This is a genomic window from Eubacterium ramulus (genome assembly GCF_003122485.1).
Taxonomy (GTDB): Bacteria; Bacillota; Clostridia; order Lachnospirales; family Lachnospiraceae; genus Eubacterium_I; species Eubacterium_I ramulus_A.
Map to the genome: position 1 here is coordinate 1 of NZ_JRFU01000014.1, position 15,424 is coordinate 15,424.

At 43.3% G+C, this 15,424-nt stretch carries 13 protein-coding genes and 1 pseudogene; all 14 read left to right on the forward strand.

Annotated features, from left to right (window positions below):
• Positions 1-433: pseudogene (locus tag LG34_RS01585) on the forward strand (acetylglutamate kinase); the annotation flags it as partial.
• Entirely contained in the window at positions 426-1,619 is a 1,194-nt protein-coding gene (locus tag LG34_RS01590; RefSeq protein WP_109214571.1) for an aspartate aminotransferase family protein, read from the forward strand. The pseudogene LG34_RS01585 and the gene LG34_RS01590, both read left to right, overlap by 8 nt.
• A 401-nt stretch (positions 1,620-2,020) precedes the next feature.
• Positions 2,021-2,458: a DMT family transporter gene (locus LG34_RS01595; RefSeq protein WP_109214572.1), complete on the forward strand. Its 438-nt coding sequence runs from the start codon at positions 2,021-2,023 to the stop codon at positions 2,456-2,458.
• 195 nt (positions 2,459-2,653) lie between these two features.
• On the forward strand, positions 2,654-3,274 hold the full coding sequence (locus LG34_RS01600) for a helix-hairpin-helix domain-containing protein (protein WP_146190165.1): 621 nt from the start codon (positions 2,654-2,656) through the stop codon (positions 3,272-3,274).
• A gap of 9 nt (positions 3,275-3,283) precedes the next feature.
• The gene (locus tag LG34_RS01605; protein ID WP_109214574.1) at positions 3,284-3,988 is read left to right on the forward strand and encodes a response regulator transcription factor; all 705 of its coding nucleotides are present in this window, start codon (positions 3,284-3,286) and stop codon (positions 3,986-3,988) included.
• A complete protein-coding gene (locus tag LG34_RS01610; protein WP_109214575.1) occupies positions 3,988-5,418 on the forward strand; it encodes a sensor histidine kinase in 1,431 nt (476 codons plus the stop codon). Before LG34_RS01605 ends, LG34_RS01610 begins: the two co-directional genes overlap by 1 nt.
• 17 nt (positions 5,419-5,435) lie before the next feature.
• Positions 5,436-6,422, forward strand: a complete 987-nt coding sequence (locus LG34_RS01615) for a GerMN domain-containing protein (protein ID WP_109214576.1) — start codon at positions 5,436-5,438, stop codon at positions 6,420-6,422.
• Entirely contained in the window at positions 6,406-8,805 is a 2,400-nt protein-coding gene (locus LG34_RS01620) for a DNA internalization-related competence protein ComEC/Rec2 (RefSeq protein WP_181369249.1), read from the forward strand. The genes LG34_RS01615 and LG34_RS01620 overlap by 17 nt, the downstream gene beginning before the upstream one ends.
• 264 nt (positions 8,806-9,069) lie before the next feature.
• Complete coding sequence (locus LG34_RS01625) at positions 9,070-10,365, forward strand: L-aspartate oxidase (protein ID WP_333491030.1); 1,296 nt, start codon at positions 9,070-9,072, stop codon at positions 10,363-10,365.
• The gene (nadC, locus tag LG34_RS01630) at positions 10,358-11,209 is read left to right on the forward strand and encodes a carboxylating nicotinate-nucleotide diphosphorylase (protein WP_109214578.1); all 852 of its coding nucleotides are present in this window, start codon (positions 10,358-10,360) and stop codon (positions 11,207-11,209) included. The genes LG34_RS01625 and nadC overlap by 8 nt, the downstream gene beginning before the upstream one ends.
• Before the next feature lie 121 nt (positions 11,210-11,330).
• Positions 11,331-12,248, forward strand: a complete 918-nt coding sequence (gene nadA / locus LG34_RS01635; RefSeq protein WP_109214579.1) for a quinolinate synthase NadA — start codon at positions 11,331-11,333, stop codon at positions 12,246-12,248.
• Between the two features lie 185 nt (positions 12,249-12,433).
• Positions 12,434-13,414, forward strand: a complete 981-nt coding sequence (gene holA / locus LG34_RS01640) for a DNA polymerase III subunit delta (protein WP_109214580.1) — start codon at positions 12,434-12,436, stop codon at positions 13,412-13,414.
• Between the two features lie 218 nt (positions 13,415-13,632).
• Positions 13,633-14,874: an ammonium transporter gene (locus LG34_RS01645; protein ID WP_109214581.1), complete on the forward strand. Its 1,242-nt coding sequence runs from the start codon at positions 13,633-13,635 to the stop codon at positions 14,872-14,874.
• A 98-nt stretch (positions 14,875-14,972) separates the two neighbouring features.
• Positions 14,973-15,374 carry a P-II family nitrogen regulator gene (locus LG34_RS01650; protein WP_109214582.1) on the forward strand — a complete coding sequence of 134 codons (402 nt, stop codon included), beginning with the start codon at positions 14,973-14,975 and terminating at the stop codon, positions 15,372-15,374.
• The last annotated feature ends 50 nt before the right edge of the window (positions 15,375-15,424 follow it).

A 15,424-nucleotide genomic window follows, 5' to 3' on the forward strand; every position in this document is an offset into this window, starting at 1 on the left:
TCCAAAGATCTTATTTGATCTGTTAGAGAAAGATTTTCTTCCAATCGTATGCCCAATCGGTCTGGATGATGATTATCAAACTTATAATATTAATGCAGATGATGCGGCATGTGCGATTGCAACAGCAGTTCATGCGGAAAAACTTGCATTTTTAACAGACATCGAAGGTGTTTACCGTGATCCGAAAGATCCGTCTACACTGATTTCTGAACTGACAGTTTCTGAAGCAAAAGACCTGCTTGACAGCGGTTATGTCGTTGGCGGTATGCTTCCGAAATTAAATAACTGCATCCATGCAGTAGAAAACGGTGTTTCCAGAGTTCATATCTTAGACGGACGTATGGCTCACTGCCTGTTACTGGAAATTTTCACAAACAAAGGAATCGGTACAGCGATCCTTGGAGATGAGGAGGCAAGATTTGACCATGAATAAACAGAATTATATTGACCATGCAGAGCAGGCGCTGCTTCATACTTACAATCGTTTCCCGGTTGTTTTAGATCACGGCGAGGGCGTTTATCTGTATGATACAGACAATAAACAGTATCTTGATTTTGCGGCTGGTATCGCCGTTTGCGCCTTTGGATATGGCAAAAAAGAGTACAATGATGCTCTGAAAAATCAGGTAGATAAATTATTACATACTTCTAATTTATATTATAATGTACCAACCATGGAAGCAGCTGAAAAAGCACTGGCTGCCGCAGATATGGATCGTATTTTCTTTACCAACAGTGGTACAGAGGCTATCGAGGGTGCATTAAAAGCAGCAAAAAAATATGCTTATACCAGAGATGGACATGCAGGTCACGAAGTGATCGCAATGCAGCATTCTTTCCACGGAAGAAGTCTTGGTGCGTTATCTGTTACCGGAACAAAACATTATCAGGAGCCGTTTGAGCCGCTGATCCCGGGTATTCGTTTTGCAGAGTATAACAATCTGGAGAGCGTAAAAGCACAGATCACTGATAAAACATGTGCGATCATTATGGAAACCGTACAGGGCGAAGGTGGTATTTATCCGGCTGATCCGGAGTTCTTAAAAGGTGTGCGTGCACTCTGTGATGAGAAAGACATCTTACTCATTCTGGATGAGATCCAGTGTGGTATGGGACGTACCGGAGCAATGTTTGCATGGCAGAATTATGGTGTAAAGCCGGATATCATGACCGTTGCAAAAGCACTTGGCTGTGGCGTGCCGGTAGGTGCATTTATGATGACACAGAAAGTGGCAGATAAATCTCTGGCACCTGGTGATCATGGAACCACTTACGGTGGAAACCCGTTCGTAGGAGCTGCTGTCAGCGCAGTTTTTGATATTTTTGAAAAAGATCAGATCATCAACCATGTACATGAGATCGCACCGTATCTGGAGCAGAAGCTGGATGAACTGGCTGCAAAATATGACTTTATCACAGACCGCCGTGGTATGGGACTCATGCAGGGACTGGAAATGACTATTCCGGTTGGTCAGGTAGCTGCAAAAGCACTGGAGAAAGGTCTGATCATCATTACGGCAGGTTCTAACGTAGTTCGTTTTGTTCCACCACTTGTGATTGAAAAAGAGCATGTGGATGAGATGATCGCGAAATTAGATGAGGTTCTTGCTACATTTTAAGCAAATGCAGAGTGCAGTGATTCTGAGAAGAATATGACAGCTTACGCTGACCAGAATCATGCACCAAGTCTTACATATGTCCAATTTGAATCGTTTGACTTGAAAAATCAGGCAGACAGTTGTGTTTTTCTTTTGGAAAGCATGACTGTCTGTTTTTACGCGTGCATAAGCGGATACGTGCTCTCAACGGAAAGGAAAAGTTCTCAAGTATAAAAAATCTATTTCGTGACATGATAGTAGATACATGCATAAAAATATATCAGACGTAAATGAAAAAACTATATCAATAACGCGCTTTGATTATTTCTAACGATTCGTTTGATATAGCGATTGGCGTATTGCCAGAATGCGCAGAATATTTATGCAAATATATCATGTAAAGTAAAAAGGAAGCGGGACTTATGGTGGGAATTTTAATTGCGATTTTATCCGGAATGTTAATGAGTGTTCAAGGTGTATTTAATACCGATGTAACAAAGCAGAGCAGTCTATGGGTGGCAAACAGTTGGGTACAGTTTACCGCGCTGGCAGTCTGCCTGGCGGCGTGGGGCATTTCAGATCGAAGCTCCTTTGCAGCACTCTGGAAAGTACAACCGAAATATGTGCTGGTGGGCGGTGTGATCGGTGCGTTTATCACACTGACGGTTGTAAAAAGTATGAATACTCTTGGTCCGGCGCAGGCAGTACTGTTTATCGTGGTTGCTCAGATGATTACAGCGTACGTCATTGAACTGCTTGGGTGGTTTGGGACGGAGAAAGCAGACTGGTCGATGCAGAAACTGATTGGAATGGCAATTGCAATCACAGGCGTAGTTATATTTCAGTGGGAGCGGAAGTAGTAAAACTGGTGTACGAATTCGAAATAGATAAGTACGCTTTGCTAACGCGAAAAACTTTTGCCTTACTGTTTAGAAATTATTAAGAATTTTTTAGATAACAAAAACAAGGCTTGTAATATTTGTAATATTTGATAAAATTGTTACAGGTATTTGAGGGAACCTTCTTTGCCGACAGGTAAAGGAGTGAATTTTATATTGAAACGATGGTTAAGGATGATTGTGAGCATCGGTATGATCTGCATGCTGACCGCATGTGGGGCAAATCCGGATCAGTTTCTGGATAATGGTGCCGAGGATGCTTACGAACTGTCTGTTACGGAACAAACGTCGAAAGAACAGGCTTCCGCTGATTCCGTCAATGAAGCGGAACCCGTGTCAGAGTCTTTGTACGTTTATGTGTGCGGCGCGGTGGCAACACCGGGTGTCTATGAAGTGTCTGTTGACAGTCGAATTTATGAAGCCGTGGAGCAGGCGGGTGGCATGCTGGATACAGCGAAAACAGAAGCTGTAAATCTTGCGGAACCGCTGACGGACGGGCAGATGATCCGGATTCCCTTTCAGGGAGAGGAGACTGTCACACAGGAAGACGCTGCCACACAAAACAGTGGTATCCGATCCGACGGGAAAGTGAATATTAATACAGCATCCGCGGAAGAACTGATGACATTAAAGGGCATTGGACAGACCAGAGCAGAACAGATCATCGCTTACAGAGAAAAACATGGTGCCTTTGCTTCGATTGAAGGAATTATGGAAGTGGATGGCATCAAACAGGGAACATTTGATAAGTTAAAAGATAATATTACAGTGCAATGAGGTGACAAAATGGCAAGGAAAGTGCTGGTTGTAGATGATGAAAAATTAATCGTGAAAGGAATCCGGTTCAGTCTGGAACAGGATGGTATGGAAGTGGATTGTGCCTATGATGGCGAGGAAGCGTTGGAAATGGCGCATGCTAACCGTTATGATATCATTCTATTGGATGTTATGCTGCCGAAGCTGGATGGATTTCAGGTGTGCCAGCAGATTCGTGAATTTTCTTCCGTTCCGATCGTAATGCTGACCGCAAAAGGCGATGATATGGACAAAATTCTGGGACTGGAATACGGTGCAGACGATTACATAACGAAACCGTTTAACATTCTGGAAGTAAAAGCCCGCTTAAAAGCGATTATGCGTCGTACCGCGAAGAAGGAAGTAGATACGAATCCGAATGTCATTGTGGACGGAGACGTCAGACTGGATTGCGAGAGCAGACGGTTATTTATCAGCGGACGTGAGATCAAGCTGACTGCAAAAGAGTTTGATCTGATGGAACTGATGGTAAAGACACCGGAGAAAGTATACAGCAGAGAAAAACTTCTGAACCTTGTATGGGGATATCAGAACCCGAATCAGGGAGATTTTCGTACCGTAGACGTACATGTACGTCGTTTGCGTGAAAAAGTGGAGACCAATCCAAGTGAGCCGAAATACGTTCACACCAAATGGGGCGTCGGCTATTATTATCATTCTGATCAGCAGAGGTAATGGCATTGAAAACAGTGATCTCATATTTTAAAAGTCTGAAATTTCGAATTTTTCTATTATTGATCGTATTTGGCATCGCCCCCGGCTTTTCGCTGCGGGCGGGCATTTTATCTGCCTACGAATCCCGGGCTGTGGAAACCCGCACGGTAGATATTACCAGTCAGGCAAAACTGCTGGCAACACAAATCGTGGCAAATAATTATCTGGAAAATACTTCCTCACAGAATATTACGACGCAGTTAGAACAGCTTTCTACCATTTATGATGGAAGGGTGATGCTGATTGATCAGGCGTTTCACATTGTAAAAGATACATATGCGCTGGATGAGCAGAAAACGATTCTTTCCGAAGAAGTCATGCAGGCATATCAGGGAGAAACCGTCCAGAAATACGATTCTGATAACCGTTATATCGAAATGACACTGCCGATCAACGATGAATCCGGCAAAAATGTCATTGGTGTGATGCTGGTCAGCGTGTCTACCGACAGTATTGTTGCAACGCTGCAGATTTTAAAACAGTACGCACTGATGCTTCAATTTTTGGCAGGCGTGGCAGTAGTGATCGTTGCCTTTGCTGTATCCGGAGCGTTGGTAAAACCGTTTAAGCGTTTAACGAAATCCATTACAGATGTCCAGGATGGTTATGAGGCAGACTTTATCAGTGTCCATTCTTATTCTGAAACTGATACAATATCGAATGCCTGTGATGAAATGCTCCGCCGTCTTCAGACGCTGGATGAAAGCCGTCAGGAATTTGTATCAAATGTGTCTCATGAGTTGAAGACACCGCTGACTTCCATGAAAGTACTGGCAGATTCCCTGATCGGTCAGGAGGATACGCCGGTGGAACTTTACCGGGAGTTTATGTCCGATATCGGTGCGGAAATTGACCGTGAGAACAAGATCATCAACGATCTGCTGTCTCTGGTAAAAATGGATAAAGCGGCAGGAAATATCAATATCGAAAGTGTAAACATCAATGAACTTCTGGAACGTATTATGAAGCGGCTGAAACCGATCGCACAGCGGCAGAATGTAGAGCTGGTAATGGAAAGTTTCCGCCCGGTTGTGGCAGAAGTAGATGAGATGAAGCTGACACTTGCACTGTCAAACCTCATTGAAAATGGTATCAAATACAACAATGCAGAAGGATGGGTACACGTGACTTTGAACGCAGATCATCAGAATTTCTTTGTAACAGTAGAAGATAACGGCATTGGTATTCCAAAAGAGGCACAGACACGTATTTTTGAGCGTTTTTACCGCGTGGATAAATCACATTCCAGAGAAATCGGCGGAACCGGTCTGGGACTTGCCATTGCACGAAATGCGATCATTATGCATCGTGGCGCCATTAAGGTTCACAGTCTGGAGGGCGAAGGTACGACATTTACGGTTCGTATTCCGCTCACCTATATTGCAGGGTAACCGGTAAGGGGGATTCCATGAGAAAATTAATACGTTTTGGTATTTTACTGTTTGTTCTGATCTCCATGGGCAGTATGCTGACCGCCTGTAAAAAAGAAAAAGCGGAAAGCAGCGGCTATTCCATGTATTATCTGAACAAACAGCGAACAAAAATTGTAAACAAACCATATGATCCTTCTGCTACAGATACGGAAGGACTGATTGAAGAATTTATCACACAGATGTCGGAAAAGACCGACGATGTGGATTATCAGCAGATTTTATCGGACAAAGTGGAAATTGAACGTTATGAATATACCGATCATCAGCTTTATCTGTATTTTAACAAAGAATATGGCAAGATTGCGCCGCTGGAGGAGGTTTTATGCCGGGGCGCGATTGTGCATAATATGATGCAGATTGAAGGCGTCGAAGGCGTTTCCATGTATGTGGATAACCTGCCTTTGAAGGATGCGAACGGCGTAGAGGTTGGCATTCTGACCAATGATTCCTTTGTGGAAAATCCGGGAGAGAAGATCAACAACATTCAGGAAGCGAACCTGACCTTGTATTTTGCTTCGGAGAATGGTGACGGACTGGTACGTGAGACGCAGCATGTTTATTACTCCAGCAATACTTCTATTGAAAAACTGGTAATGGAGCAGCTGTTAGACGGACCGCGTTCTTCCAATGCGCAGGCAGCGATTCCGTTCGGAACAAATCTGGTCAGCGTATCCGTTATGGATGGTGTGTGTCTGGTGAATCTGGATGAAGGATTCTTAGCTCAAAATTTTGAGATTCGGGAAGATGTAATCATTTATTCGATCGTTGATTCACTGACGGAACTGGATACGGTAAAGACCGTCCAGATCGCAGTCAACGGAAAAACAAACCTGACTTATCGGGATAAGATGTCCCTGAAAGAATATTATAAACGCAATCTGGATCTTGTGACGGAAGAAGGCGACGATGTGGAGATCGTACAGAAACAGGAGAAGGAGGGATTGCTTGATTCTGGCGAATAGGCATCACATCTGGCTGTTTGCGGCAGCTTATACGGCGGGAATTTTACTTGCCGGGCAAATGCCGCAGCACCAGATACTTCCTGCCATTTTGATTCTGGCAGGCATTGGTGCAGTGTGTTATCTGCACCCGGCAAAAAAAGAATGCGTGATATTAGCATTGCTTCTTTCAGGTGCTGTGCTATCCGGGTTTGGATTGACACGGCATCAGGCAATGCAGTACACAAAACGGGTTTCACTGGCAGAACAGCACATGGAAACATCGGTTCGTATCAGTGGAATCCTGACACAAAAAGAACAAAAATCTGACAAATATCTATATCAAATCAAACAAACGTATCTGGAGACAGATCAAACGCCCGTGTTTCTGGGCAATATTTTATTATATACAACAAAAGACAACTGTTCTATCGGAACAATACTTACCGCTGAAGGAGAACTGGACGTTTTTTTACCTGCAAGGAATGAAGGCAATTTTGACTTTGCTGCTTATTATCAGCAAATGAATATTACTTGCCGTTTTTACGCGGATACTGTTACCGTACAAAAGCCTTCGCGTTTTTCAATACGGGAAGTTCTGTATCAGTTACAACAAAAAATTATGCAAACATATACTACAGAGTTAAATGAGCGTGATGCCGGCATTTTATCGACGCTGGTAGCGGGAAGTAATGCACAGCTGGATGCGCAGACAAAGGAAAGCTATCGAAAAGCCGGGATTTCGCATATTCTGGCAGTTTCAGGATTACATATATCGGTATTTGGATTTAGTGTGTACCGTTTTCTCCGCCGCTGTCGGCGTTCTTACCCCTGTGCAGCGCTGCTTAGCAGTCTCTGTGTGATTGACTTTGCCATGATGAGTGGTTTTGGTGTGTCCGCGCAGCGGGCAGTCATCATGTATCTATGTATCATGGGCGCAGAAATACTTGGGCGAAAATACGATGCTTCCCATGGACTGGCGCTGGCTGCTTGTATCATTTTGCTTCGCAATCCCTTTGCAATTTATCAGAGTGGATTTTTATTTTCTTTTACAGCATTACTTGCGATTACGGTATATTCCGGTCTGCGATCGGAGAGAGAAAAAGCAATACAAACTGCATCAGAGAAGAGAAAAAATCATATAAAAGGTCGTGTTGGGACATGGTTTCAGGACTTTTGGAAACGATTGCGACTGAATCTGTTTTTGCAATTATGGCTGATGCCATTGACGGCATGGTTTTATTATGAAATTCCGGTGTATGCACTGTTTTTAAACCTTCTGGTGATCCCGTTATGTGGCTGGCTGCTTGGCTTTGGAGTACTTGGCGCAGTTGTCGGTATGAAATTACCGGTTTGTTCCAAGTGGATTCTGATTCTCTGCCACTGGATTTTAAATATTTACGAAACCGGGATTGATCTGACGGACAGGCTCCCGGGACATTTGTGGATTACAGGACAACCGTCTATGAAATTACTGATCTTATATTATGGAATCTTTGGTGGATATGTGATCGTATATCATTTTGGGAAAAAGTGGAATCTTTATTCTAAAATAAGATCTGTTTTTGCCGGAATATGTGTTGCATGTTTTGCCTTGTGCCTGTTGGTGCCGCCCAAAGATCTGTCTGGAATATATTTTCTGGATGTGGGGCAGGGCGACGGCATTATGATTTCTGATGGAAAGCAGAAACATATTTTTATTGATGGTGGAAGCACCAGTGAAAGTGCTGTGGGAACGTATCGCGTCTTGCCATTTCTAAAATATCACCGTATCCGGCAGATCGATGCATGGATCGTGACACATACAGATGCTGATCACATTTCCGGTTTGACAGAAGCGTTAGAATCCGGCTATCCGATTCGCCGATTATTGCTGGCAAAAGCAGCACCGGCGGATGATGCACTGGAACATCTGGTAACGCTGGCAAAAGAAAACGGAACAGAAGTTGTATTTGTTCAGGCAAATACCACTTTGACGATGCAGAATGCCACGATGACCTGTCTGTATCCAGAGGCAGAAGAAGCAGAAACGGAGAAAAATGCGCTGTCGCAGGTGTGGCGTTATGAATCCGATGGTTTTTCTGTTCTGTTGACAGGGGATCTTGGCAGTGAACAGGAACAGATTTTGGTGGAACGAAACTTATTGCAACCAGTAACTGTTTTAAAAACAGCACATCATGGTTCTGCTTATTCCAGCAGCGAAACGTTTCTGGAAGCTATACGACCAGCGGTAGCTGTGATTTCCTGTGGAGAAAAGAACCGATATGGGCATCCGGCATCGGAGACAATCGAACGGTTGGAACAGGCAGACACATCCATTGCATATACGATGAAAAGCGGACAGATTTCCGTTGTAAAAGAGCATGGCAAATGGAAGGAAGTGTATTTTATCAAAGATAAAAGGTAGGTATTTTTGTTATAGTTTACGCATCACATGTATTCGGGAAATGATTATTTTTACAAATGTCGCGTGTAAACTATTATGTATTTTTACATATCCTGACAGATATAATAACAGGTGTCTTGACACCTGTAAACCATGATAGTATAATGGCAAAAGCACAAAAAGAATCCGGGCAGTGTATATTAGGTCAGTTTAAACGCTTTTTCCCTATAAGCCAAATCGGGAAATCGCATGCTAATATATGCTGCCCGGAAAGAGGATAAGAGTATGAATATGAAAGAGTATTATGATGTCATTATAGTTGGTACGGGAGCTGCTGGTTTGTACTGTGCATTGAATCTTCCGGAGCGAAAAAAAGTATTATTACTCACAAAGCAGAAAGCGGATCAGTCCGATTCATTTCTGGCGCAGGGTGGTATCTGCATGCTTCGTGGAGAAGGCGATTACAACGATTATTTTCAGGATACCATGCGTGCGGGACATTTTGAAAACGATGAAAAAGCAGTGGAACTGATGATCCGCAGTTCAAACAGTATTATCCGGGATCTGGTACGCAGACACGTTGATTTTGCAAGGGATGCACAGGGAAATCTGGCTTTTACCAGAGAAGGTGCACATTCCCAGCCACGTATCCTGTTTCATGAAGATGAGACCGGAAAACAGATCACTCAGACTTTGTTAGATGAGGTAAATACGAAAGATAATATCGAAATCTGTGAATATATGACCATGGTAGATCTGATCGTCAAAGATAACGTGTGCGGCGGTATTATTATCATGGATGAAAAAAATGAGGTATACCCGGTACGTGCCAAACATGTCGTTTTAGCGTGTGGTGGTCTGGGTGGATTGTATCAGAATTCCACCAATTTTCCACATATTACCGGTGACGCTCTTGGAATCGCAATGAAGCACCAGATTGTATTAGAGCATCTGGATTACATACAGATTCATCCAACCACGTTGTATTCAAAAAAGCCGGGAAGACGTTTTCTGGTATCAGAGTCCGTTCGTGGTGAGGGTGCTCTGCTGCTGGATAAAAATGGTCAGCGGTTTACGGACGAATTGCAACCGCGTGACACAGTAAGTAAAGCAATTTTTGCACAGATGGAAAAAGAGGGCAGTCATTGTGTCTGGGAGGATATGCGTCCTCTGGGCAAGGATACGATTCTGAAGCATTTCCCGAATATATATCAGCATTGTCTGGATGAGGGATATGATCCATGCAAAGAGCCAATCCCGGTTGTTCCGGCGCAGCATTATTTTATGGGCGGCATCAAAGTTGATCTGGGAAGTCGTACCTCCATGAAGGGATTGTATGCCTGTGGAGAGACAAGCTGTAACGGTGTACACGGCAAAAACCGTCTGGCAAGCAATTCTCTGCTGGAGTCTCTGGTATTTGCACGGAGAGCCGCAGATGACATTATGTTTGGGGAAGAACCGGAATTTGATGCATCGGGCAGACTGGATTGCAGCAGATACGAAGACCGGGATGCTATTTTGGGTGAATACCATAAAGCAGTACGCAGTGAGATCGAAAGGATGAAAAAGAGTCATGAATAGTATTACGATGAAATTGCAGGCAGACGAACTGATCCGTCTGGCACTGCAAGAAGATATTACAAGCGAAGATGTGTCTACCAATGCGGTAATGCCAACGGCGCAGCAGGGAACCGTAGATCTGATTGCAAAAGAAGATGGCATTATGGCAGGTCTGGATGTCTATGCCCGCGTGTTTACGTTACTGGATCCGGCAACGGTTGTGACATTTCAGGTAAAAGACGGAGACCGCGTAAAACCGGGAGATCTGATTGGAACGGTTACCGGTGATATCCGCGTATTACTTTCCGGAGAACGTGTGGCATTGAACTATCTGCAGCGGATGAGCGGCATTGCAACTTATACCCGTCAGGTGGCAGACCTTCTGGAAGGCAGTGGAGTAACTTTACTGGATACAAGAAAAACAACGCCGAACTGTCGTATTTTTGAAAAATATGCCGTACGGGTTGGTGGTGGCTGCAATCATCGTTACAACCTTTCGGACGGTGTTTTGTTAAAAGATAATCATATCGGAGCTGCCGGAAGCATTACAAATGCTATCCAAATGGCAAAAGCTTATGCGCCGTTTGTCCGTAAAATCGAAATTGAAGTAGAGACTTTAGAGCAGGTAAAAGAGGCAGTTGATGCCGGTGCAGACATTATTATGTTGGATAATATGACACCGGACACTATGCGTCAGGCAGTAGAACTGATCGATGGACGTGCACAGACAGAGTGTTCCGGAAATATCACAAAAGAAAACATTGCCCGCATCCGGGAGATCGGTGTTGATTTTGTTTCCAGCGGTGCATTGACACATTCTGCACCGATTCTGGATATTTCCATGAAACATTTACATGCGATTTAATATGGGAGATTCGTGAACGATTCTTTTCATAACATACGTAGAGAAACAAATTTTTACAAATGAGTCATGCCATGAAAAAGGAGATTGATTCAGAATTTGTGTAAGAAAGTGAGAAAATAAAATGACAATAGCAGAAATACAGCAGGAAATCATGCGTATGAAAAAGGAGCAGGATGTCTGTATCCTTGCACATGCGTATCAGGGACAGGAAATTTTGGAAGTAGCTGACTATATGGGTGATTCTTATGGCTTAAGCGTACAGGCATCCAAAAGTAACTGCAAAGGCGTTATTATGTGCGGTGTCCGTTTTATGGCAGAGACCTGTAAAATTTTAAGTCCGGAAAAAACGGTATGGCTTGCCAATCCGGCAGCGGGATGTCCGATGGCAGAGCAGTTAGACCTTGATTTTTTACGCGCTTTAAAGCAAAAATATCCGGATCATGCAGTGGTTGCCTATATCAATACCACTTCTGAACTGAAAACAGAGTGTGACGTATGTGTTACTTCATCCTCTGCTGTTGAAATCTGTAAAAAATTAGATGCAGATAAGATTTTATTTATTCCGGACCCGAACCTTGGTCGTTATGTGGCACAGCAGCTTCCGGAGAAAGAATTTGCTTTTTACACCGGTGGATGTCCGCGTCATATGATCGTAACGCCGGAGCACGTCAGAAAAGCAAAAGAGCTGCATCCGAACGCGTTGCTTTTGGTTCACCCGGAATGTCGGCAGGAAGTCGTTGCACAGGCAGACTATGTCGGTTCGACTACCGGAATCATGAATTTTGCAAAAAAATCCGATCATAAAGAGTTTATTATCGGTACTGAAAACAGCATCGTACAGCATTTACAGTTTGAATGCCCGGAGAAGCAGTTTTATCCACTGACTGTACAATTAACCTGTATGAATATGAAGATCACAACATTGATGGATATTTATAATTGCCTGAAAGGTTGCGGCGGCGAAGAAATTACCCTGCCGGAGCATGTCATGGAAGGTGCCGGCAGATGTATTTACCGTATGGTAGAACTTGGCGGTTGATGAATATCATGTATTGCTGTTCACAATCATATACTCAGGGAATAATTATGCGTGTGTGAAATATTCACTGGGTATTGTTGTGTTTGAATCTATATGAGAAATTGTAATATTATAATTACTTATGGCGGGAGAGATTTTTCTTTCCTGCCTTGTGTTTTTTTCGGAATCATATTATACTTTGAGACATGAAAATATTACAGGAAGATTTAAAAACAGGAAATTTTAAACATATTTATTTGCTATATGGCGAAGAGGCATATCTGGTCCGGCAGTACAGAGACCGTCTGAGAGACAGTTTGTGTGTAGAAGGAGATACAATGAACACTTCTGTCTTTTCCGGAAAAGATATCCGACCTGCATCGCTGATCGATCTGTCGGAGACCATGCCGTTTTTTGCAGAGCGGCGTGTGATTTTTGTGGAAAACAGTGGATTTTTCAAAAAAAGTCCCGAAGATCTTGCAGCATATCTGGGAGAACTGCCGGAAACCACGTATTTTATTTTTGTGGAAGAAGAAGTGGATAAGCGCGGCAAAATGTATAAGCAGGTCAAAAAGTTTGGCAGCGTGGTAGAATTTAAGCGTCAGACGGATGCCGTACTGATGCAATGGATTCTTGGAAAATTAAAGAAAGAAAACAAGCGGATCACCCGTCCGGTGATGGAACTGTTCTTAGACAAAACCGGCACCGATATGGAGCTGATCACGCAGGAATTAGAAAAACTGCTTTGCTATACCATGGAAAAAGACGTGATTGAAGCGGCAGATGTCGAAGCAATCTGTGCCAACCAGATCAATGGTAAGATTTTTGATATGGTAGATGCCATTGGACGCAAGGAGCAGAAAAAAGCACTGGATCTGTATTATGACCTGCTGATGCTCAAAGAACCTGCCATGCGGATTTTGTATCTGGTGACACGTCATTTCCAGATTCTGATGCAACTTCGGGATATGACGGGAAAAGGCTTTGACAACAAACAAATGGCAGCAAAAGCCGGTGTTCCGGAATTTGCCGTACGCAAATATCTTGGACAGGCAAAAAGTTTTTCTCTGGCTCAGTTAGAGGAGATCGTGCGTGCCAGCGTACAGACCGATGAAAATATTAAAACGGGTCAGATGGCCGATCAGCTTGCGGTAGAATTACTGATTATTTCCACGATGCAGGGGTAAAATTTGTTATTGTGTATAAAATTTAAGGCTCTGGCACAAATAAGTGTTGCAATTACATTTTTACTGTGCTAGAATCAGACGCAGAAAGACAAAGACGTCTGGATGAATTCATCCAGGCGTCTTTTTGTGTTCCTGGATAATTTTTCGGTAACACAGAGAGTTGAAATAGGGAAAATGAATGGAGTCGCATTTTCCGGTTATTAAGGAGGATTTTGAAAATGAACACAGGAGATACCGCTTTTATGATGATTTGCTCAGCGCTGGTATTTTTTATGACACCAGGTCTGGCATTCTTTTATGGAGGACTGGTTCGAAGAAAAAATGTAGTAAACACAATGATGGCATGTGTATCCATCATGGGGCTTGCCGTTGTAATGTGGGTAGCCTTTGGTTATTCCCTTGCTTTTGGTGGCAACCACGGAGGCATTATCGGAGATTTCCGCTGGGCATTCTTACATGGCATTAACATGTCAGAGGCAGGACCTTATGCAGACAGTATCCCACATCTGGTATACATCGCTTTCCAGATGATGTTTGCCATCATTACACCGGCACTGATCACAGGATCTCTTGTTGGTCGAATGAAATTTAAAGCATTATTTTTCTTTATCGCTTTGTGGTCAGTCGTTGTATATTATCCGCTGGCACATATGGTATGGGGCGAAGGCGGACTGCTGGCAGCCATCGGATCTGTTGATTTCGCAGGTGGAAACGTCGTTCATATCAATTCCGGTATCACTGCTTTAACATTAGCCATTTTACTTGGACGCAGAAAAGGATATAATAAAGTTGCTTATCGTGTACATAACATTCCATTCGTTGTTCTGGGAGCTTCCATGCTGTGGTTTGGATGGTTCGGATTCAATGCCGGAAGTGCTTTAAAAGCAGACGGACTTGCCGCACATGCGTTTATGACAAGCGCTATTTCCGCCGGAGTTGCATTATTATCCTGGATGCTTCTGGATGTGATCATGGATAAGAAAACGACACTGGTTGGTGCATCCACTGGTTTAGTTGTTGGATTAGTTGCAATCACACCGGGAGCAGGTTTCGTCCCGATCTGGTCCGCATTTATCATTGGAGCATTAGTCAGCCCAATCTGCTTCTTCGGCGTAAAACTGATCAAACAGAAACTGAAAATCGATGATGCGTTAGATGCATTCGGATGCCATGGTATCGGTGGTATCTGGGGCGGTATCGCAACCGGATTATTTGGAAAATCATCGATCAACAGTGCTGCACGCTGGGATGGACTTGTATTCGGAGATGTACATCTGTTTCTAGCACAGCTGGCAGGTATCGGTATCACAATTGCCATCGCAGTAGTCGGAACATTGGTTTGTATCGGAATCGTACGCATCTTTACAAAGATTCGTGTGGATGACCGTTCTGAAACCATCGGTCTGGATCTGTCCGAACATGGTGAGAAAGCTTATCCGTCCTTCAATGGTTGGGATTAATACATATATGTGAAAAATATTCGATGTTCTGAAAAACGTGAAAGTTTGAAAATCAGATGATATTTTGAAAAAATCAGGACAATCAAAAGGAGATATCTATGTTAATCAAAGTAGAAGCAATTATAAATGAAGAAAAATTCGAAGATGTCAAAGAGGCATTAAATGCCATTCATGTCAATGGTATTACGGTTTCACAGGTCATGGGTTGTGGCACCCAGCGTGGATTAAAGCGTTATGTCCGTGGTTCTGAGGTAGAAATCAACCTGTTGCCGAAGATTAAATTGGAGATTGTAGTTTCCTCTGAAAAATGGGAAGAAAAGGTCATTGATACGATCCAAAAAACAGCTTACACTGGAAATGTCGGTGACGGAAAAATTTTCAGCTATGAACTCCGCACCGCTACCAAGATTCGTACGAATGAAAAGAATGAACATGCGATCTGGGGTGATGAGCAGCGGCAGGAATATGCACGAAATCCAGAGACAAAAGAAAACCTGTAATCGTAATCTACCGGAAAAATAATCTTAAAGTTAAATAATCAAAAAGAATG

Coding starts and splice junctions, on each gene's coding strand:
- LG34_RS01625 (WP_333491030.1), top strand. CDS start 9,070: ATGAATATGAAAGAGTATTATGATGTCATTATAGTTGGTACGGGAGCT.
- LG34_RS01605 (WP_109214574.1), top strand. CDS start 3,284: ATGGCAAGGAAAGTGCTGGTTGTAGATGATGAAAAATTAATCGTGAAA.
- LG34_RS01595 (WP_109214572.1), top strand. CDS start 2,021: ATGGTGGGAATTTTAATTGCGATTTTATCCGGAATGTTAATGAGTGTT.
- LG34_RS01650 (WP_109214582.1), top strand. CDS start 14,973: ATGTTAATCAAAGTAGAAGCAATTATAAATGAAGAAAAATTCGAAGAT.
- holA (WP_109214580.1), top strand. CDS start 12,434: ATGAAAATATTACAGGAAGATTTAAAAACAGGAAATTTTAAACATATT.
- nadA (WP_109214579.1), top strand. CDS start 11,331: ATGACAATAGCAGAAATACAGCAGGAAATCATGCGTATGAAAAAGGAG.
- LG34_RS01615 (WP_109214576.1), top strand. CDS start 5,436: ATGAGAAAATTAATACGTTTTGGTATTTTACTGTTTGTTCTGATCTCC.
- LG34_RS01645 (WP_109214581.1), top strand. CDS start 13,633: ATGAACACAGGAGATACCGCTTTTATGATGATTTGCTCAGCGCTGGTA.
- LG34_RS01610 (WP_109214575.1), top strand. CDS start 3,988: ATGGCATTGAAAACAGTGATCTCATATTTTAAAAGTCTGAAATTTCGA.
- nadC (WP_109214578.1), top strand. CDS start 10,358: ATGAATAGTATTACGATGAAATTGCAGGCAGACGAACTGATCCGTCTG.
- LG34_RS01590 (WP_109214571.1), top strand. CDS start 426: ATGAATAAACAGAATTATATTGACCATGCAGAGCAGGCGCTGCTTCAT.